Source organism: Cyclobacterium sediminis (genome assembly GCF_054781075.1).
Genome location: NZ_BAAGVC010000044.1, coordinates 277,504 through 300,200 on the forward strand (window position 1 = coordinate 277,504; position 22,697 = coordinate 300,200).

The window sequence follows — 22,697 nt, forward strand, 5'->3', positions numbered from 1 at the left end:
AAAGTTAAATTTTTATAATTATGAAAAAAATTTTGGGGTTGGATTTAGGGACAAACTCGATTGGATGGAGTTTGATTAGCCATAACTTTGAAAAGAAAGAAGGGAAAATAGACGGCTTAGGGGTTCGAATTATCCCGATGAATGCAGGCGTTTTAGGGAAGTTCGATGCAGGGCTATCGCATTCACATACAGCTGAAAGAACAGGTTACCGCAGTAAGAGAAGGCTCTATCAACGAGACAATTTGCGCAGGGAACGGTTACATAGAGTTTTAAATATTTTAGGCTTTTTACCAAGCCATTACAGAGAAAGTATTGATTTCGATAAAAAACTAGGACAATTTAAACCTGGTAAAGAGGTGAAGCTGAATTATCGAGAAACTGAACAGGGAAATTACCAATTTATTTTTACTGAAGCTTTTCAAGAAATGGTGGCTGAGTTTAAAACGGCACAACCTGATTTGTTTTACCTAAAAAACAATGGTATTGAAACCAAAATCCCTTACGATTGGACACTTTACTATCTTCGGAAGAAAGCACTTTCAAAACCAATTAGTAAACATGAACTGGCATGGTTAATTCTCAATTTCAATCAGAAGCGTGGGTATTATCAAATGAGAGGAGAGGAAGCTGATAAAGATGATGATAAAGAATTTGTTGAGTTAAAAGTTGATCAGGTGGTTGATTCTGGTGAGCAAATGAAGGGCAAACCTTTGTACAATGTTATATTTGAAAACGGCTGGCAATTCGATAAACAAATATTAAAAATTGAAAATTGGGTAGGTCGAACAAAGGAATTTATTGTAACTACTAAAACATTGAAAAATGGTGATGTTAAGAGAACTTTTAAGACTGTTGACTCACAGGAAGATTGGATTGCTATAAAATCTAAAACTGAGCAGAATATTAACAAATCCGGTAAAACTGTAGGTGAATACATTTACAATACTTTACTAATAAATCCAACTCAAAAAATAAGAGGTAAATTAATCAAAACAATTGAAAGAAAGTTATACAAGGATGAACTTAGACAGATTCTGTCCAAACAAATCGAATATAATAAACAATTCTTCTCTAATGAATTGTATCAAGCTTGCATTAAAGAATTATATCCAAGAAACGAAGCACACCAATACAATATCAAAGACAAAGACTTTTTGTACCTGTTTATTGAGGACATAATTTTTTACCAAAGACCCCTCAAGAGTCAAAAAGGAACTATTGCAGCTTGTCCGTTTGAGGAACGATATCGTAAAATTGAAAATAATGAGACAGGCAAATTTGAAAATAAAAAAGTTCCTGTAAAGACCATGTCAAAATCGCATCCATTGTTTCAGGAATTTAGAATTTGGCAATGGCTTAAGAATTTGAAAATATACAACAAGGAAGTTGTAGAAAAAGGTGGATTAAAAGATGTAACCTATCAATTATTACCGGATGAGGATGCTTGGGTTAGGCTTTTTGACTTTCTAAATACCAAGAAGGAACTGGATCAAAAGCAATTCATAGACCATTTTGTAAAACTCAGGTTGATTGACAAGAGGGAGAAAGATCAATTTCGCTGGAACTATCCAGAAGATAAAAAATACCCTTTTGCAGAGACTAGGGCACAGCTTATTACAAGAATTGCCAAAGTTGGAGGAATAAAGAACCCCGAGGATTTTCTAGACGAAAAAACCAAGCTGGGCAAAAAGCAAACCAGTCCTTCAGTTAGTAGACTGGAGCAGTTGTGGCACATTATCTATTCTGTTTCTGATCTGAAAGAATACGAAAAGGCACTAAAAAAATACGCCATAAAACATCATTTGGACGAAGTTTCTTTTGTAGAGAAATTTCTTAAATTTCAACCATTTAAAAGTGATTACTCCAGCTATTCTAAAAAAGCCATTAACAAATTACTCCCTGTAATGCGGATAGGTAATTATTGGAAAGAGAATGCCATCTCGACTGAGGTGAAAAATCGGGCAGCGGCCATTATGGAACGGGTTGACCATTTAAATCTTAAAGAAAATTATACTTCAAAAGATCTGTCCGAAGCACTGGCTCTGGTGAGTGATGATGATATACCACGACAAATGGTAAAAAGCTTTATTCCACTTAAAAATAAAAACCCATTGAAAGGTTTGAATACCTATCAAGCTACCTACCTTGTTTATGGTAAGTATTCTGAAGTTGGAGATATATTACATTGGAACCATTCATTTGAAATAACCAAATACCTTCGTGAATTTAAACAACATTCTCTTCGTAACCCTATTGTAGAACAAGTAGTTACTGAAACACTTCGGGTAGTTAGAGATATTTGGGAATTCTATGGTGAAAAATTCAATTTTGACTTTACTGAGGTTTATGACCCTACTAGGAAGCGAAATATAAAAAGTTACAAACCCTACTTTGATGAGATTCATTTAGAGTTGGGAAGAGAAATGAAAAACCCGGCTGATAAGCGGAAGAAGATATCGGGTCAAAATACTGAAAATGAGAATACTAACTATCGAATAAAGGAAATCCTGAACGAATTGATGACAGACCCAAATATTGAAGGTGATGTTCGTTCCTTTTCTCCAAGTCAACAAGAAATATTAAAAATATTTGAAGAAGGTATTTTCCTAAACCCGGAGGCGGATTATTCAAAAGTGAGCCAAGACGAAATTTTAAAAATAAGAAAAAGCAACGCTCCTACCAAGAAAGATATTCAACGTTACAGGCTATGGATGGACCAAGGTTATATTTCACCATATACAGGAAGTCCTATCCAATTAAGTGCATTATTTACAAATGTATATGAAATAGAACACATTATCCCACAATCTCGATTTTTTGATAACTCTTTGGGTAACAAAGTGATTTGTGAAACTGATGTGAATACTGAGAAAGGCAACCAAACCGCTTATGCATTTATAAAAAATAAAGGTGGTAGCATTATTAATGGACACAGAATCTTTGGTCTCGAAGAATACGAATCCCACGTAAATAAATTTTTCAAAAAAAACAAAACCAAGCTTAAAAACCTACTTAGTGAAGATATACCGGAAGGATTCATCAATAGGCAACTCAATGATAGCCGTTACATCAGTAAATTTATAAAAAGCTTGTTAAGCAATATTGTACGTGAAGAAGGTGAACAAGAGGCTACTTCTAAAAACCTGATTCCTGTAACTGGTGCAGTTACTTCTAAATTAAAGCAGGACTGGGGATTAAATGACAAGTGGAACGAAATCATTGCGCCACGTTTTGAGCGTCTAAATAAACTTAGCCTAAGCAATAATTTTGGATTTTGGGACCAAAGCATTAATGCCTTTAGGATTCAAGTGCCTGATGAAATAAGTAAGGGTTTTAATAAAAAACGTATAGATCATCGACATCATGCTTTAGATGCACTGGTAGTGGCATGTACAACTCGAAGCCATACCAATTATTTAAGTGCATTAAATGCAGAAAAAGAAAACCATAGTTTAAGAGACAAGCTTCTGATTAAAAATAATCAAGGTAAATATACGAAGCATTTTCAATTGCCATGGGAGGGCTTTAGTATACAAGCTAAAAGTCAACTTGAAAAAACAGTAATCAGCTTCAAACAAAACCTACGTGTCATTAATAAAGCAACAAATAAATTTTGGTCATATACAGATGAAAATGGCAAGCTCAACTTTGGTAAAGATGGTAAGCCAAAAAAGAAATTGCGTGTACAAACCAAAGGAGATAATTGGGCGATAAGAAGATCTCTGCATGAAGAAACTATATCAGGCATCGTGAATTTGCCATGGGTTAAATTTGAAAAAGGTAAGTTTATTACAGCTACTAGAAAAAAATTAGATAAAACTTTCACTTCAAGTAAAATTAGAAAAATAACAGATAAAGGGATACAAAAAATATTAATAAATTACTTGTCTCAAGAAAAATTTAAAGAAACAGAAAAAAATGGAAATATAAATTTTAAAGTCGAAGAAGCTTTCAGTGCAGAAGGATTGGAAGATTTAAACAAAAATATTTCTACCTATAATAATGAAAAAGCTCATAAACCTATTTACAAGGTAAGGCTTTATGAACAAGGGAATGGTAGATTTCCCCTAGGTATAAATTATATTTCTTCTAAAAAATATGCACAGGGTTCACCGAATTTATTTTTCGCTATTTATAATAGTTTGAATGGGAAATTGTTTGAAACTATTCCATTAAATGAAGTTATTTTTCATCAAAAGGATGTTTCTACTCTTCCTAAAAATGAAAGAACAAAGTTTGTAATTAAAAAAATTATCATAGACAAGAAAGGGAACCAAGTAGAAGTAAATTTAGAACAAATGTTATCTCCTTTAGATTTAGTATATGTACCCACAAATGAAGAGATGGATAGCCTTAATTTACTAGATTTTAAAAATTTGGACAAGGATCAATTAGAAAGGATTTATAATGTAAATGATTTCTCTGGGGTTACTTGCTATTTTACTCCAAATAGATTGGCAAAATCAATTTATCCCAAAGAGGTTGATATGCGGTACAATTATAAAAAGAAAAAAGCTTCTGGTTCTTTTGATTCCAAAACGGCTAGTTTAAGTGATAGTCCAATTAAAGAACGCTGCATTAAACTTCGAGTGGATCGTCTGGGGAATATTACAAAGGCATAACAATGGAGCCGGGACAAACGTATCATATCTACAACCATGCCAATGGATCTGAAAATCTTTTTCGGGAGGAGGAAAACTATCGGTTTTTTCTTAGGCAATATGCCAGATATCTTGGGGAGGTAGTAAATACCTATGCCTACTGCTTGATGCCTAATCATTTCCATTTTTTGGTTGCCGTACGTGAAGACCTGCCAGGTTTTAAAAACCTGGCAGGTCTGAAAGGACAAAACAAACTTGGCCATGCCTCCAGAAATCCTGCTACCAAAGCCTATAGTGATTTTTTTAATTCGTATACCAAGGCTTTTAACAAACGATTTGATAGAAGAGGAAGTCTTTTTGTAGAACATTTTAAAAGAACACCAATTCAAACTGAAGGACAGTGGCAGGAAACATTCCTCTATATTCACCTCAATCCATTAAAACATGGCTTTGTAAAAGATCCTAAGAATTGGAAATGGTCCAGTTGGAAGACCTATGAACATCCGGATATGGCATCTAACCTTGACAGGTCATACTATCTGAATTTCTTTGAGAGCTGGGACCACATTTTGAACCTTATGGAGATGAAAAAGGAATGGTTGATAAATAAGAATTTAGAATGAGACTTATAACAAAACATGTTTAAAGGTTGTCAGTGATTTTTTTGAACAAAATAAAAGAATAGATGATCAAGCGTACCTTATTCTTTGGTAACCCGGCTTACCTCAGTACCAAAAATGAACAACTGAAAATCAGCTTTCCTGAGGCTGAAAAGGAGGACAGGATGGTGGCCATAGAAGATATTGGAATGATTGTCTTGGAAAACCAGCAAACCACCATTACCAATGGCCTATTGGCCAAATTAACAGCCCGGAAAGTAGCAGTTGTTTCTTGCAATGCCCAGCACCTCCCGGAAGGATTATTATTGCCTATGCAGGGACATTCCGAACAAACAGAACGCGTCCGGTACCAGTTAAGCGCATCCCAACCCTTAAAGAAAAACCTTTGGCAGCAGACAGTTACGGCTAAGATAAAAAATCAATATGATTTACTGAAGGAGAAAGGAAAGGAATCCAAACGAATGGAGTACTTGTATAAAAATGTAACCTCAGGTGATACCGGTAACCATGAGGCACAGGCAGCAGCGATTTACTGGCAGTACTTATTTGAATTACCTGAATTTAACCGTGGACAATTTGGTGTACCCCCCAATAACTTACTGAATTATGGCTATGCCATTCTTAGAGCAGTTATTGCCAGGGCTTTGGTTTCTTCAGGAATGCTACCAGGGGTGGGCATTTGGCACAGAAACAAATACAATGCTTATTGTTTGGCAGATGATATCATGGAACCTTACCGGCCTTATGTGGATTTGGTGGTGGCGCATATAGTTGAAACGTATGATGCCTATGATGAATTGACTACTGAATTAAAAAAAGAATTGCTTAGTATTCCGGCCTTGGATGTAAAGATTGATGGACAAAAAAGCCCTTTGATGGTGGCTGCTTCTCGGACTACATCCTCCTTGTTTGATTGCTTTGCCGGAATTGGTCGAAAAATCATTTACCCGGAATATGGATGAAAATTATTTCTCACGTCTTAATCAATACCGTAGTTTGTGGGTCTTAGTTTTTTTTGATCTGCCCACTGAGACCCGCAAGGACAGAAAGCTGGCCACCAAATTCAGGAAGCAACTTTTGGACGATGGGTTTTCCATGTTTCAATTTTCCATTTATATGCGCTTTTGTGCCAGCCGGGAGAATGCAGAGGTGCATACCAAGCGAACGAAAAAAAATCTTCCACCCAGAGGAAAAGTAGGGATTATGTGCATTACGGACAAACAGTTTGGTATGATGGAATTGTTTTATGGAGCCAAGCCACAGGAAAAGGAGGCTCCACCTCAACAATTGGAGTTATTCTAAAAGTAGAAATTCTGCTTGGTATTACGTTTTACCTGCTAAATTCCTTTAATTTTTTAATTTCAAAAAACTGATATAAAAAACAGCATACCAGCCACTTATCGTGGGGTATGCTGTGATTATCCTATGAAGATACCAATTTGAAAGCAATTCACAACAAACAAAATAGAAACATTAAATAATACGGTGCTGTGATTATCCTATGAAGATACCAATTTGAAAGCAATTCACAACGTCCTTTGACCTGCTCAGTACATCAGCTAAGCTGTGATTATCCTATGAAGATACCAATTTGAAAGCAATTCACAACCAGGTTTTATGTTATATTTTAATTAAACTTGGCTGTGATTATCCTATGAAGATACCAATTTGAAAGCAATTCACAACACAAATGAGTTCAACAAAAGTAATTACCGGGCTGTGATTATCCTATGAAGATACCAATTTGAAAGCAATTCACAACACAAATCCAGCCATTGAGAAGCTCTCTATTGCTGTGATTATCCTATGAAGATACCAATTTGAAAGCAATTCACAACCCAAAGAGACACCTCCCGACTTTAAAGCATGCTGTGATTATCCTATGAAGATACCAATTTGAAAGCAATTCACAACACCACACAAGACCAAGCGATTTGGTACGCGGCTGTGATTATCCTATGAAGATACCAATTTGAAAGCAATTCACAACGATAATAAAGGATAATCCCGATTTGGATTTGCTGTGATTATCCTATGAAGATACCAATTTGAAAGCAATTCACAACCACCACTTGTAATGCATGCCCACTGCAATGGCTGTGATTATCCTATGAAGATACCAATTTGAAAGCAATTCACAACAATACTTAAAATCATTCCATAAAACAATAGCTGTGATTATCCTATGAAGATACCAATTTGAAAGCAATTCACAACAGTAGGTTTCATGTACCAAATATCCAAAATGCTGTGATTATCCTATGAAGATACCAATTTGAAAGCAATTCACAACAAACAAATAATACTCATTATACGCCTCATAAGCTGTGATTATCCTATGAAGATACCAATTTGAAAGCAATTCACAACTACGTTAAAATAAACAACATGCACCAAGAAGCTGTGATTATCCTATGAAGATACCAATTTGAAAGCAATTCACAACGACATACCATACCATAATATTCTGACAACCGCTGTGATTATCCTATGAAGATACCAATTTGAAAGCAATTCACAACCGTACTTTTACCTAACATGACCGAAAAGACGCTGTGATTATCCTATGAAGATACCAATTTGAAAGCAATTCACAACTATCAATTCTTAAAACAAGCGGTTTCCCTGCTGTGATTATCCTATGAAGATACCAATTTGAAAGCAATTCACAACGTGTGTGAAACAATTTATTCAAATCAGATTGCTGTGATTATCCTATGAAGATACCAATTTGAAAGCAATTCACAACTGCGATGGTGGTTTTCTGTGCCATATGCCTGCTGTGATTATCCTATGAAGATACCAATTTGAAAGCAATTCACAACGATTTGTATAATAAATACCAGACCAATTTCGCTGTGATTATCCTATGAAGATACCAATTTGAAAGCAATTCACAACAGACAGAAGAAGCTTCAGGAACAGCTTCAGGAACAGCTTCAGGCTGTGATTATCCTATGAAGATACCAATTTGAAAGCAATTCACAACAGGCTTGGCTCCGTGATCACCCTAATGCCGAGCTGTGATTATCCTATGAAGATACCAATTTGAAAGCAATTCACAACATTCTGGAGTAGCTTCCCACGAATCGCTAAGCTGTGATTATCCTATGAAGATACCAATTTGAAAGCAATTTACAACACCTTTATAGTATCGTCTTGAACGATAGCTTGCACGCACGTACAAATCAGGATAACTAGGCTAAAAAGGATGAAAGAAATTTTATGTATGTTTATCATTCTGGATTTTATTGATGTAGAACGAAATTAACAATTAACCATTAATAATTTACAACTTTTCGGGTAAGATGGGGTGATCGGGTGATGTAGTGATGTAAAGCGATCCCCTATCACAGATCACTCTAAATCTTTTCCCCCTCAGCTCTGTTCAGACCCTAATTAACAATTGATAATTAACCATTTCCACATTGATTATCCAATTTGAAAACAATTCACAACCGCATCACGGTCACCCTATCACTCGATCGCTTCAACTCCCTCAATCACTTGTTTTATAATGGCGGCCAATTCACTTTCATTTGGTGCTGTAAACATGTCCGAATGTATGCATTCTATATCGATTACTCGCATGGATTTGGAACAGCCTTTCCATCCTAAATATTCTGGATCAAAGAAATATTTTGTCCGAATTTTAGCCCTTATCATTACTATCTCTCCCGCATAAAATCCTGGCGAATAATTCTTGCAAGCAAGCACATGCATGGCTTTGATATTATTTATCCTTTCAATAATAGGACTATCTATTTTTTTTGTTTTTACCCTAAGCTTGACAAGTAAACCATTGATTTTTTTGCTAATTGACCTGGATTTTATATCTCTTAAAATATTGGGATGTCGGAATAATAATTTAATGTCGAAGAATTTTTTATTCAATTCACGATAAAGTTTAGCAGCAAGCTTATTTTTAGGTGTTTTTTTACTTTTGGCAAAAGTTGCAAAACTGTCAAGTAAAAAGAGGTGTTTTACAGATATATTGGTCTCCGCCAATTGCTTAGCCATTTCAAAGGCGATAATTCCTCCCATGGAATAGCCTCCCAAAATTATATTTCCTTGGGGGTGGTTTTGCATTATTTCGTCAATATAAGAAGCAGCAATTTCTTCAATGGATTCGAATTCAGGACTTTCTCCATCCATTCCTTTTGATTGAATGCCGTAGATGGGTTGCTCCGGGTCAAAGTATTTTGCAATGGTCTGAAATGGCATTACATTCAAGCCTGCTCCATGCACTAAGTATATTGGGTCTTTTTTTCCTTTTGGCTGTATAGGTACTAAGGACTTCCATTCCTTGTTTAAACCCACATTTGATTCCAAAAATAATCCTAATTGCTGTATTGTTGGGTATTTAAACAAAATTGATAGTGGTAGGAGTGTTCCTAACTCTTTTTCTATCTGGGTCATTACTTTTACAGCAATCAATGAATGCCCACCTAGATCGAAAAAATTATCCGTGATATCGATTTTTTTTAAGCCTAAAGCCGTCTTCCATATTTCCGCTATTATCTTTTCTTTATCTGTATTAGGTAGTAAAACAACATCTAAAACCATTGGCTCAGGATCAGGAAGTTTTAGGCGATCAATTTTCCCACTGGCTGTATGCGGGAAATGATCAACTACAACGTAATCAAATGGCATCATATAGACCGGCAAATTTAAAGAAAGTTCTTTTTTCCATCTTTTTACCTGAGTGCTTGTTACTTCTGTGTTCTTGCTAGACTTGTCCTCCAAATCATCCTTAAGTAGGAGGTAGGCCACCAAACCCATGTCATTACGAGAAGTTTTTCTAAATAAAACCACACTTTCTTTGACTGAATTCAGTTCATTTATGGCCTGTTCAATTTCCTCAAGCTCAATCCTATGACCTCTCAATTTGATTTGATTGTCAATTCTACCAAGGATTTGGATTTCCCCATCGGGTAGGAATTTTGCTCTGTCACCAGTTTTATACATACAGATACCTAATTGCGATTGAAAAGGATCTTTGGAGAATTTTTGACTGGTTAACTCAGATTGGTTAAGGTATCCCTTTGCTACACCTTTACCGGAAATGTAGATTTCTCCTTCCTTTCCTTTTGGTACTGGCTTTTGATTTTCATCAAGCAGATAAATTTTAGTATTCAGTACTTCTCGCCCTATGGTAATGATTGGCTGATTGGCTTCTATTTTTTTTATGGTGGAGAAAACTGTGGTTTCCGTAGGGCCATAGATATTCCAGAGCCCATCGCATAACGGCAATAGTTGACTGGCTAAATCCTTGCTTAAAGCTTCACCACCGCTAATTATTTGAAGGTTTTCTACAGGAGATTTCCAGCCACTTTCCAAAAGCATTTTCCAATGGGTGGGAGTGGCGAACATAATGTCTGCTTTATTCTGGTCCAAATATTGTAAAATTACTCGAGGATCTTTCCTTTCGAATTGATCAAGGATTACAATTTGAGCCCCGTGCACAAAGGGTAATATTAACTCCAGAAGTGCAATGTCAAAAGAAGCAGAGCTGACGGCAAGAAATTTATTTTTGGCCGTGATTCCGGGTTTATGGCTAACGGTTTTAAGGAAATTATACAAGTTGCCATGGGTTAGCATTACTCCTTTTGGCTTTCCTGTAGATCCGGAGGTATAAATAATATAAGCCATATCATTGGCTTCATTGTTCGGAGATGGGTTTTCTTTTGAGAAATTATCCTGCTTGGCTTTGAATTCCTCCCACAGAATCGCTATGGACTGTGACTTGAATTTTCCTTTGTATTTGGTATGTGTTATATGTACTTTTGCCGCATCCTTGAGCATATAACTGATCCGCTCATCAGGAAAATCAGTGTCTACCGGCAGGTAGGCAGCACCAACTTTCAATACCGCCATTATGGCTGTAATCATTTCTATGGATCGATCCATTACAATTCCCACTATATCATTCCTTCCGATACGCTGCTGAGATAATAAATCAGCCAATTGATTGGAGGTTTCATTCAGTTCATCATAGGTGCAATATTTATCTTTAGAAATTATTGCAACTTTATCCCTGTATTTTATAGTGGCTGATTCTATCAACTTCTGAACAGGTCTGAATTCATCTTTGAATTCGTCTTCAAATTGCTCAGTCTCTTCTTTTATTTCAACCTCCAAATTTCCGGAAAAGGATTCTAAGGGGGCTAAGGGATTCTGTAGAAGCGTTTCTAATAGATAAAGGTAATTTTCGATTATTTTATCTATTTCTGCGGAGTTAAATAATGATGTTTTGTATTCCATCAAACCTTTAAGACCTGAAGCTCCTTCAGATACAGTAAACAACAGATCAAATTTTGCTCTTTTCTGCTTATTTTGGAGCATTTTGACTTTAAGATCGTCGATTTCCCAGGCCTCATCATTAAAAGTGTTTTGAAGTAAAAACATTACTTGAAAAATAGGGTTATTGCCTAATTTTCTTTCGGGTTGGACAGCTGCTACAATTTTCTCAAAAGGGACCTCTTGATAGTCAAATGCTTCAAGGCAATTGGTTTTAACTTCGCATAGAAAGTCAATTAAATTCTTTTCAGGGTTTAATTGGGATCGAATGGGTAGCGTATTTATGAAGTACCCCAGTAACTTATCTGTGTGTTGGTAATTTCGATCTGCAATTACAGTACCAACACAAATGTCAGTATTTCGAGACAATTGGTAGAGTAAGATTTTAAAAGTAGCCATTAAAACCATGTACATTGTTGTATCTGTTTTATGGGCGAGATCTTCTACGGATTTTTGGAGTTGAGCAGGTATTAAGAATGACTGAGTGTCGCCATTTGTCGAATCAACATCCATAGCAGCCCTAGAATTAGTTATTCCAATGGGTTTTAATTCTTTAAGCTTATTCTTCCAATAATCAATTTTATTATCAAATGCAGCACCTTGTAATTGCGCTCTTTGCCAAATCGCATAATCACCGTATTGTAAAGGCAAAGGGTCAAAATCTATAGTGCCAATATTTTTTTGTTGGGTATAAAATGAATGAATTTCTTCCATTATTAAGCCTATAGACCATCCGTCAAATGCAATGTGATGGAACACTAATAGCAGGGTGTTTTGTGTTGGACCTTTCTGGATTAGGAGTGCACGAAACATGGCATCGTTTGACAAGTCAAATGGTAGCGAGATTTGTCCTTGGATAAATTCCTCAAAAGTTTTATAGTCCCATACTTCCTTTGAGGCATCTTTTAGCATCAAATTCCAGGGCTCAGAACCATTTACTTTTTGGTAAACTTTTTCACCATTGTAATGAAACTGAGTGCGTAATATTTCATGCTTCTTATAGATGGCTTGAAGGGCTTTTTCGAGAGAAGCAACATCCAATTTACCTTCAAGGTTTAACAATAAGGGAATATGATAATGCACCGATCCTTCTAATTTGTCAGTGATCCATATGCTTTCTTGACTATAAGAAAGCGGGTATTCTTTGACATGAGGCACGCTCTTAAATTCTAAATCTGAGCAAGATGCAGCATTACTATCCTCAATAAGTTTAGCAAGTTGATTTATGGTTGGATTAGCGAATATTGTTGAAAATTTTATTACATAATCAAATTCCTCTCTAATCGAGTTTATTAGTCTAATGGCCAGCAAGGAGTTACCTCCTATTTTAAAGAAATTATCATGGGTTGCTATTTGGTCTATGTTTAATAATTTCCTCCAAATAATTAGTAACTTTTGTGCGATGACATTATCGGCATTATGCCAATTGGATTGAATGACCTTTCGACTTTCAATTTGAGAAAGTTTTTTTCGGTCAATTTTACCATTAGGAGTGAATGGCATTTCATCTAAAAATTCCCATTGGACCGGTACCATATACGGGGGTAAATTATCCGATAGATGCGAGGTTAATTTACTTGTCTGTAGGTCTTCAGAATGGGAGGCTGTTTCTTTATTGGTAAGGATGTGTGCTACTAATTTTTGGTTTTCGGAGAAAACTCCGATAACAGAAACGATTGCTTTTTTAACAAAATCCAATGTTTCAAGAAGCGTTTCAATTTCTTCAAGTTCAATTCTATAACCTCTTAATTTTACTTGATTGTCCAACCTTCCTAAATACTCTAAGCTTCCATCGTTGAGTAATCTTGCTTTATCCCCCGTTTTGTACATCCGCATATCCCTACCGCCTTTGGAAAATGGGTCAGAAATAAAACTTGCAGCAGTCATTTCTGGATTGTTAAAATAGCCAATGGCTAGGCTAGCTCCTGAAATACACAATTCTCCCGGAATTCCTACTGGACAAAGATTACCCGAGGCATCTACAATATATACCTTGATATGGGGAATTGGTTTGCCGATGGTTATCGGGGCTTTAGGGGAAGTCAATTTACAAACGGAAGCCCAAACAGTTGCTTCTGTCGGCCCATATTCGTTGTATAAGTCCGCACCTTTATTTGACTCAAAGTGTAGGGCTAATAAAGAGGGCTCCACTCTCTCGCCTCCAAGAATCACTCTCTTAATTTGATTGGTAGGAATTAACCTTTCAGTAAGTAAAAATCTGTAAAATGAAGGAACACACAATATTGAATTCGTAAGACTGAGTAATTTTTTTAATTCTCCGGGGTCTTTAAGTTGTTCAGATTTTCCTAAAACGATTTTGCTCCCTTGAGACAAAGCTCCAAAAATAGTTGCAATGGAGGAGTCAAAAGAAAAAGAGGGCAATAGCAGGATTGAAATTTTATCAGGATAATAGTTAATTCTTGAAAAAGTCGATAAAAACAAACCTTTGTGACTAATTATCACTCCTTTAGGTTTGCCAGTGGTGCCAGACGTGTAAATGAGGTATACAGGCTCATCAGGGTTAATAATTATACCTGGATTTTCAAAACTTTCATTAATTAACCCATTCAGTTCGCTGTCGAGAGTTAGAATAGATAGGTTTGGATAATTTTCTTTGAAAATAGGTGCATTGTCCCTATCCGTTAAAACCCAAGAAGCCTTTATTTCATCGAGAATAAATTTAATTCTATCTCTTGGAAAAGTGGGGTCTAAAGGGATGTATGCAGCACCTGTTTTAATTATGCCTAATAAGCCAACGATCATCTCCGTTGAATTGTCCAGGCAAATTGGGACTAAAGAACATCGGCCTACACCTTTATTCAATAAAAAATTCGCAACTTTATTGGCTCGTTTATCCAATTCTGAATAGGACAACTCATAACCATTAAAACTGATAGCAATATGTTGTGGAAATAATTTTACTTGCTCCTCTATAAAATCTAAAATTGTTTTTTCTTTAAGGTCCTCTGGTAATACGAAATCATTGTTTGCTGCCAATACGAAATTTCTTTCCTTTAAATTGAGTAGGTTTAAATTGTCAACTTTTTCTTTTGGGTTAAGGGTAATGGCCTCGAGCAATGCCATATAATGCCCTGACATTCGGGAAATAGTGGAAGAACGATAAAGGGCTGTTTGGTATTCAATCGATGCTATTAGCTGATCTTGATCTTCTTTTATCTCGAGTGTCAACTCAAAACTTGAAGTTTGATTAGGGACTTTTACTGGTTGGGTATCCACACCATCCAAATTCAGCGCTGGAGAAGCGTTGCTCTGCATCACAAAAAGTACTTGAAAAATAGGATTTCTACCAGTTATTCTAAAGTCATCTGACAGTTTTACTATTTCGGAAAATGGAACATGTCCGTGTTCAAAAGCTTCTAAGGCATTGGTTTTTACATTATTCAATAAATCATCAAAGCTGAAATTTCCATCCACATAGGTTCGGATAGGAAGGGAATTTACAAAGAAGCCAATTAAATCTTCTAGTCCTTCGTGTTCTCTTCCTGCCACAGGAATACCGACACTAATATCCTCCTGAGCACTATGCCTTTTAAGTAATGCCTTGAAACCAGCTAGCAATACCATAAAGAGGGTAGCATTTCGTTCTATGGCCAGACTTTTTAATTTTGAAACTATGCCCTTATCAATAATAAATTCATGCCTTGCTCCCGCCGGTGAAAATAATGCTGTTCTTGGGTAGTCAGTTCGGAGTTGGATGGGTATTGTTCCATTTAGCCGCTGCTGCCAATATTTTAGCGAGTCATTGTATAATTTACTTCCTATAAGATTTCTTTGGTAGATAGAAAAATCGGCATAAGTCAATACCGAGCTTGGATAAAGTTTTTGATTTCCGCTTCTAATTTTATTGTATAAACTAGCTATTTCATTTTTAAACAAAGATGTGGACCATCCATCCCAGGCGATGTGGTGAACTACAATACTAAGAAGGTATTTTTTTGGTTGAATGTGAAACAATGCCACCCGAATCATAAAATCTTCTGACATATTAAAAGGCCGTTCTGTCATGGACTTGAATGGCCAGTCTTTCACTATTTCAGCTTCAGTCTGATTAGAAATGATTTCCTGAATGCTCCAAGATTCAGCATCAAGCAATTTTTGTTCAAGCCCTTTTTCGGATGCTTTGAATACTGTTCTTAAAGGTAAATGCCGATTTATGAATTCATTAAAGGCTAATTTTAGAGATTTAATGTCTAAATCACCTGAAATACCGAAAACCATAGGTAAATGGTATTGTAAGCTTCCCTCTGAATTGTGAATTACCCAAAGTGCTTCCTGGTTAAAGGAAAGTGGGATAAAATTTACTTCTTTAGCAGGTTTTATTTCATGCAAGTTATCATTCGTTTCATCAACCACCCGGCTTAATTCAAATACGGTAGGAGAATTAAAAAAATCCTTTACCATTAGGCGTTTTCCCAGTGATTGCTTTATCCCGGCAATGGTCCGGATAGCAAGCAAGGAATTACCTCCTAGGCTAAAAAAGTTATCGTTTATACCTATATTCTCCAAACCCAGAAATTTCTGCCATAGGTTTACAAGAAGTTTTTCTGTTTTTGTTTGTGGAGGATTTTTGTTTTTCAGGGTGCTTGTCCAATCTGGTTCAGGCAAGGCTTTTTTATTAATTTTACCATTAATTGTCAAAGGCATTTCTTCCATTTGAATCCAATACTGAGGGATCATATGTGCAGGAAGTTTTGATTTAAGTTTGTGCTTAATATCTTCCTCAAGACTACCTTTTTCAAGTACAAAATAAGCAGCTAAAGAAACCTTTTGCTTATTGGTTTTTGCCACAACGGCAATTTGTTTAATGTTTTCAAACTGGTAGATGGTCGCTTCAATCTCTCCGGGTTCTATACGGTATCCATTTATTTTTACTTGATCATCCACCCGGCCCAGATACAGAAGGTTTCCGTCTTCAGAAGATTTACCTAAATCCCCTGTTCGATACAAAAACCCACCATTCTTTCCTGATATAGAATCTGGAATAAAGCTTTTGGCAGTAATGAGTGGTAGATTGAGATAACCTCTGGCAATGCCTTCTCCACCGATATAGATTTCACCTGCTTCTCCATCATCCACCTTTTCAAGGTTGCTGTTCAAAAGTAGGACGAAGGTATTTGAGAAGGGCTTACCAATTGGAACTTGGCTATAGGTGCGATTTAGGTCTACCTTATAAATACATTTACCGATTGAAGTTTCTGTTGGACCGTAATGGTTGAAAACATCGCCTTTAAAATCACTTTTTCTGAGAATTGAAATGATGGAAACCGGAAAATTTTCACCTCCAAAGATCAGTTTCCTTTTAGGTACCGGGATTAAACCTCCTTCTGTGTGACTTAACCAAAGAGAAGGGACAATTTTTAAACAGTCTATTTTGTGATGCTGAAGGTAAGCTGTGAATTTATCGCTGTCTAAAATTACATGGTCAGGCAAATGGTGGGTAGTGGCTGCTTGAATTATAGCGATATGAATCAGTGAATGGCCTGCATCAAAAACAATGGGAGCTGTGATAGCGAAGGATTTACAATCTTTAAGCTTGGCTCTTTCTATCAAACCAAAACAATGATCCATCAAACCCCTGTGTGGCACCATTACTCCTTTTGGATTGCCTGTGGAGCCGGAAGTATAAATTACATAAGCAAGGTTATCAGGAGTGGGCTTAATCTCTGGGATAAATGATTCAACTGGCTCACTTGATAAAGAGGCGTATTCCAGTAGATCTATTGTGTTAGAGATGTTAAATTTTTTGTTCAATGAATTGTTTACCAGTAACAGGTTTGCACCAATGTCACCAAGGATAAACTGAATTCGTTCTAAAGGGTAGTTAGGATCGATAGGGACATACGCCGCACCTGTTTTTAGAATGCCAAATATCGTTACCATCATAGCTATGGATTTCTCCATGCAAAACGGGACAAGGTCTTCGGTGGAAATGCCTCTTTTAACCAAATAGGATGCTACTTGATTTGATTTTTCATTTAGTTCACGAAACGTAAGGGCATCTTCTTCAAAAACAAAGGCAATATGTTCAGGGTAATATCTTATGACCTCTTCTAACTGGTCTACAATAGTTTTGTCGCATGGATAAATTATTGATGAAACAAAAGAGGAGGTTGAATTTGATAAAATGGAAGAGATAGGTTGATTTATATTTTTGGTTATTTTGGGTTTATTATTGTATACTTTTCCCATTTCCTTGTGGATTGATCATAAAAAAACATGTTTTAAGTAATTGTAGGGTTCAAGTTTTACTCATTGAATGATAATATGATCATTCATACCTCTGTTAAAATACTATGAGGAAATTAATTTTTCCTTTGTTCTTCAACCAGATATGACAACAACATTAATATAAATATTTAAATTTTTCATTAAAAATAAAATTATTTAAATATGAATTTACTTTCTAATTAATTTGTGGAACACATTTTTTTTTGGATTAATAATTGTTTAAAGTAAGCATATACGTAGAATTAACAATGTTCAGATCGCTTAAATTTTTTTTAGCTCACAGATGTGTCATACAAAATTTGAAAATTTGTTTCAGTTAAATATTAGGGCTGGCACGTTATATTTTTTATGTTGGAAATTGAGAATAAAAAAATAGGCTAAATATTAAAATTTATTCCTTATCTCTAACATTTTGAATAAATTGCCGGACTTGGTTTAAAGACTATTCGGTGAAGTTAGTTAATCCATTGTTTTTCAAACAGTAAAATGCCATTTGATTAATACTTATCTTAAAAATAACTTCAATAATAGGAGTCTGCGACATTAATGGCTCTAATAGGGCAACTTATTCAGATAAATAACCGGTTTATGAAAACTACTATTCTTTCAACATTTTTTCTTTTTTGCTTGGTTGGTCTTGGATGGGCTCAATCTGATGCATCTCCCAATATTGTTTATATTCTTGCGGATGATATGGGAATTGGTGATGCCTCCTGTTACAATGCTGATGGTAAAATTAAAACCATACATCTTGATAAAATGGCAGAAAATGGAATAAAGTTTACAGATGCACATACTAGCTCTTCTGTCTGCACCCCTACACGATATGGAATTCTGACAGGAAGGTACAATTGGAGATCGACGCTTAAGAATGGTGTTTTAGGAGGATACTCTGCACCACTGATCAGCAACGATCGATTTACTGTTGGAAAGCTTTTGCAAAAGGCCGGATACCATACCGGATTTATTGGCAAATGGCACCTTGGATGGGACTGGGCATTTGAACAGGAGTATGAAAACATTGATAATTTGAATACCATTCTGGAGGTGGATTATACCCAACCAATTAAAAATGGTCCCAACCAGGTAGGCTTTTCTTATGCTTATGGATTCAGCAGCTCGCTGGATATTCCTCCTTATGTATACATTGAAAATGATAAGGTTACCGCTTTACCGGAAAGGATGACTGTAAATGTGGATGACAAGGGATTTTGGAGAAAAGGTCCTACCGGGGCAGATTTTAAGCATGTACAGGTAATGTCCAACTTAACCGAAAAAGCAGTTGACTTTATCGACAAGAATGCAAATGAGGATAAACCTTTTTTCTTATATTTCCCACTTCCGGCACCCCATACGCCCATTTTACCCACTACGGAATTTATGGGTAAAAGCAATACCAATATGTATGGAGACTTTGTCTTGCAAGTAGATGATCTAGTAGGGAAAATTGTTGCTGAACTGGAGAGAAAAGGAATTGTTGACAATACCCTTCTGATTTTTACTTCGGACAATGGCTGTTCACCAAAAGCTAATTTTTCTGAATTGGCCAAAGTTGGCCATGATCCTAGCAATGGCTTTAGGGGACATAAGGCAGATATCTATGAAGGAGGCCACCGCGTACCTTTTATTGTTCAATGGCCGGATAAAATAAAAGGAGGAAGAACAGCTGATCAAGTGATCTGTACCACAGATTTTATGGCCACGGTCGCGGATATTCTCGATGAAAAAATGCCTGAAAATGCCGGGGAAGATAGTTTTAGTTTTCTAAAAGTGTTGAATGGATCCATGGATACCGAAGTAAGACCTTCCATTATTCATCATTCCATTGAAGGAAGATTCGCCATAAGAAAAGACAATTGGAAACTGGTGGCCTGGCCCGGATCAGGCGGTTGGACTGCCCCAAGGTCTGCAAAGGAACTCGCAGGATTACCGGCTATGCAACTGTTTGACCTTTCCAAGGATCCGGGAGAACAAATCAATTTGATCAATGATTATCCACAGGTAGCCCTAAACTTGAAAAAGGAAATGATAAGCTTAATTAAAGAAGGAAGAAGCACTCCCGGGCCAACACTTGTCAATGATGGACCAAAAGTTTGGGAGCAAGTCAAATGGGCTTATGAAGCTCAATAAAGTAAATTGCCGCATTACCTTTTTGGTGACTTAACTTTTAAGCTAAACAGGTAATTTCCAGATCGATTAATTAAGGGTTTGATTTAGGTGAAATGATTGGTTCTGAAGCGTGTTTTGACAAACCTATGATTGGTACTTTAAATAGCATTTGTAAAACAAGCTTATTGTTTGCCCTGATTGGTCTGGTTTCATTTCCCTTGTATGGTCAAGGGATAAAAGGTTTTGTATCCGGAGAAGATGGTAAACCCTTGGCCTTTGCGACTGTCTTTGCCAGGAACCTGAATGATGGAATTCCGACGAACCAAAACGGCTATTTTGAATGGAATCTTCCCAAGGGTCATTATGATGTGCTCTTCCAGCACTTGGGCTATACTTCGCAATTAAAGGCGATAGAGGTGAAGGATGATTGGATAGAAGTGAATGTTAGTCTGGAAATGCAAACTTATGGACTTTCTGAGGTAGAGGTAAAAGAAGGTGCTGAGGATCCTGCATTAACAGTGATCAGAAAAGCCATTGCTAAAGCCAAATACCATAAACTTCAAGTAGAAGCTTATACCATGATGGTATACATCAAAGGTACCGGTGAACTAAGCGATGCACCATTCTTTCTTAAGAAAAAGTTAGCCAAGGAAGGTGTTAGCTTAAATGAAGCCTATACTTCTGAATCCGTCTCTAAGGTTAGTTTTAAACAACCAAATGAAATCAAAGAAGAGGTCATAAGCATTCGCACAAGTGGTGAAAATAACCAAACTTCTCCTGCTCCCTATATTGGGGCTAGTTTTTACGATGACAAGGTAAATGATATCATTTCCCCCTTGGCAAGGTCGGCTTTTGGGTACTATAGGTTTCGTTTGGAAGGCACCTTTCTGGAAGATGAAGTACTTGTCAATAAAATAAGGGTCATTCCCCGGTCTAAAGGAGAGAAGGTCTTTGATGGTTATATTTATATTGTAGAGGACTTGTGGTCCATTCATAGCTTGAATCTTAAAACATCTCTATTGGGCTTTGATATCAGCGTTCGCCAACAATATGCCCCTATAAAGGAAAAGATATGGATGCCCATTACTCATACGTATATTTTTGGAGGGAAATTTTTCGGTTTTGAAGGTGAGTTTCAATATTTAGCTTCAACGAGAGATTATGAGTTGACCCTCAACCCGGAGCTTCAATTTGACACTGAAATCCTAGATGAAAATGTCACTGATATTCCTGAAAAGGTCAAAACCTTAGCCAACAAAGATGCGCCACTAATACAATTGGAAGAAGCCGAGCAATTGAGTAGAAAACAATTCCGCAAACTAATCACTGCCTATGAAAAAGAGCAAGATAAAGCCCGAGAAGAGCAAGATATAGTTTCGGTAAGAAGTCAAGTGATTGATTCTCTGGCTACCCAAAGAAGCATGGCTTATTGGGACAGCATCCGACCTACACCGCTGACCAAAAAGGAAGTTTTAGGTTATGTTAGGGATGATAGTTTGGCGCTAATAGACAAAGCTAAAAATAGTGAGGTAGATAGTATCGCACAAAAAGCCAAAAGGAAATTCAATCCTTTTGATATTTTTTCCGGTGGAAGGTACCATTTTGGGAAGGGTAAATCTGCGGGGTTTTATACCAATTGGACAAAAATGTCTTTCAACACTGTGGAAGGCTTTAAATTGGGTTTTTCCGGTTTTTATAGAAAAGAGGAAATTACCAAAATGGCGGATAGTGTGACCAATGAGGTAAGCTCATGGAACATAAAGCCGGAGTTTAGGTATGGATTTGCTAGCAAAAAGGCCTACATGACTTTAAACTTCCGCAGGTCTGTAACCAAAGGAAGGGAAGGGTATTCCTGGGGAGTGGATGGTGGAAAATTCATTTACCAATACAATGATGAAGCTCCTATTAGTGAACAGGTAAATGCGCTTTATTCACTTTTTTTCAGAGAGAATTACATGAAATTATATGAAAAAGCATTTGCTAGGTTTTTCTGGGCCCAAAGGATGGGAGATCAATTTACCTATAGGGCAAGCATTAGCTTGGAAGATAGAAGTCCACTTACCAACCATAGCAATTACAGTTTTTTCAATAATAATGGTAAAGCGTACGGTTCCAATAAGCCTTTTCAAAAAGACCTGAATGATCAATTTTTGGTTTCCAACCAAGCCGCATTGCTTGATTTGAGCGTTGATTGGAGACCGGGACTAAAATATCAAGTAAGAAATAACCGTAAAACACCCTTAATGGCTACTGCTCCCTTAGTAATGCTTAGCTACAGTCAAGCTGTCCCTATCATTTTCAAAGGGGCTGAAGTGAGTAAATATCAACAGGTGGAATTTGGGATAAAACATTCCATTCCTTTCGGGGTAAGTGGTAAGTTGGCATTTAATCTGACTGCAGGTGAATTTTTTAATGCGAAGAAAGTCTATTTTATGGATTTCAAACATTTTGGTGGAAATAGAACGGTCTTTAGTAATATGGGGGCCGCGAGTAACTATAGATTCCTGGATTATTATACCTTTAGTACTATGGATCGGTATTTTGGAGGCTTGGTTCATTACCAGTTCAGAAAATTTATTTTCACCCAATTACCCGGGCTGCGGTTTTCAGGAATTAGGGAAAACCTGTTCTTTAACTACTTGAAAACAAAAAATTCGCCTCACTATTGGGAGCTTGGTTACTCTTTAGATAACCTTTTCAGATTGTTTAGGTTGGAGATGGGAGCAGGTTTTGAAAACGGAAAGTACAGCTCAGGTGGCTTTAGGTTTGGAATTGCCACCTTTATTTCAATAAATATAGACGAGTAAGCGGTTTTAAC

7 protein-coding genes and 1 CRISPR repeat array are annotated in these 22,697 nt (G+C 36.5%); of the genes, 6 read left to right on the forward strand and 1 reads right to left on the reverse strand.

What is annotated here, in order from left to right; all coding sequences use genetic code 11:
* The first annotated feature begins 20 nt into the window (after positions 1–20).
* From cas9 to cas2, 4 genes are all read left to right on the forward strand, one after another.
* The gene (gene cas9, locus ACYVHJ_RS23140) at positions 21–4,622 is read left to right on the forward strand and encodes a type II CRISPR RNA-guided endonuclease Cas9 (protein ID WP_460519897.1); all 4,602 of its coding nucleotides are present in this window, start codon (positions 21–23) and stop codon (positions 4,620–4,622) included.
* Between the two features lie 2 nt (positions 4,623–4,624).
* A complete protein-coding gene (locus ACYVHJ_RS23145; protein WP_460519900.1) occupies positions 4,625–5,224 on the forward strand; it encodes a transposase in 600 nt (199 codons plus the stop codon).
* A gap of 62 nt (positions 5,225–5,286) precedes the next feature.
* Entirely contained in the window at positions 5,287–6,183 is an 897-nt protein-coding gene (gene cas1 / locus ACYVHJ_RS23150) for a CRISPR-associated endonuclease Cas1 (RefSeq protein WP_460519904.1), read from the forward strand.
* Positions 6,176–6,523 (forward strand): CRISPR-associated endonuclease Cas2, encoded by a 348-nt coding sequence (gene cas2, locus ACYVHJ_RS23155; protein WP_460519907.1) that lies wholly within the window; start codon positions 6,176–6,178, stop codon positions 6,521–6,523. The genes cas1 and cas2 overlap by 8 nt, the downstream gene beginning before the upstream one ends.
* Before the next feature lie 109 nt (positions 6,524–6,632).
* Positions 6,633–8,363: a CRISPR direct-repeat array (repeat unit 46 nt; unit sequence GCTGTGATTATCCTATGAAGATACCAATTTGAAAGCAATTCACAAC).
* Between the two features lie 335 nt (positions 8,364–8,698).
* Here cas2 and ACYVHJ_RS23160 read toward each other — a convergent pair.
* The gene (locus tag ACYVHJ_RS23160; protein ID WP_460519910.1) at positions 8,699–17,731 is read right to left on the reverse strand and encodes an amino acid adenylation domain-containing protein; all 9,033 of its coding nucleotides are present in this window, start codon (positions 17,729–17,731) and stop codon (positions 8,699–8,701) included.
* A gap of 627 nt (positions 17,732–18,358) precedes the next feature.
* Between ACYVHJ_RS23160 and ACYVHJ_RS23165 the strand changes: the two genes are divergently transcribed.
* The gene (locus ACYVHJ_RS23165; RefSeq protein ID WP_460519913.1) at positions 18,359–19,900 is read left to right on the forward strand and encodes a sulfatase family protein; all 1,542 of its coding nucleotides are present in this window, start codon (positions 18,359–18,361) and stop codon (positions 19,898–19,900) included.
* A 125-nt stretch (positions 19,901–20,025) separates the two neighbouring features.
* The gene (locus ACYVHJ_RS23170; protein WP_460519916.1) at positions 20,026–22,686 is read left to right on the forward strand and encodes a DUF5686 family protein; all 2,661 of its coding nucleotides are present in this window, start codon (positions 20,026–20,028) and stop codon (positions 22,684–22,686) included.
* Positions 22,687–22,697: the final 11 nt, after the last annotated feature.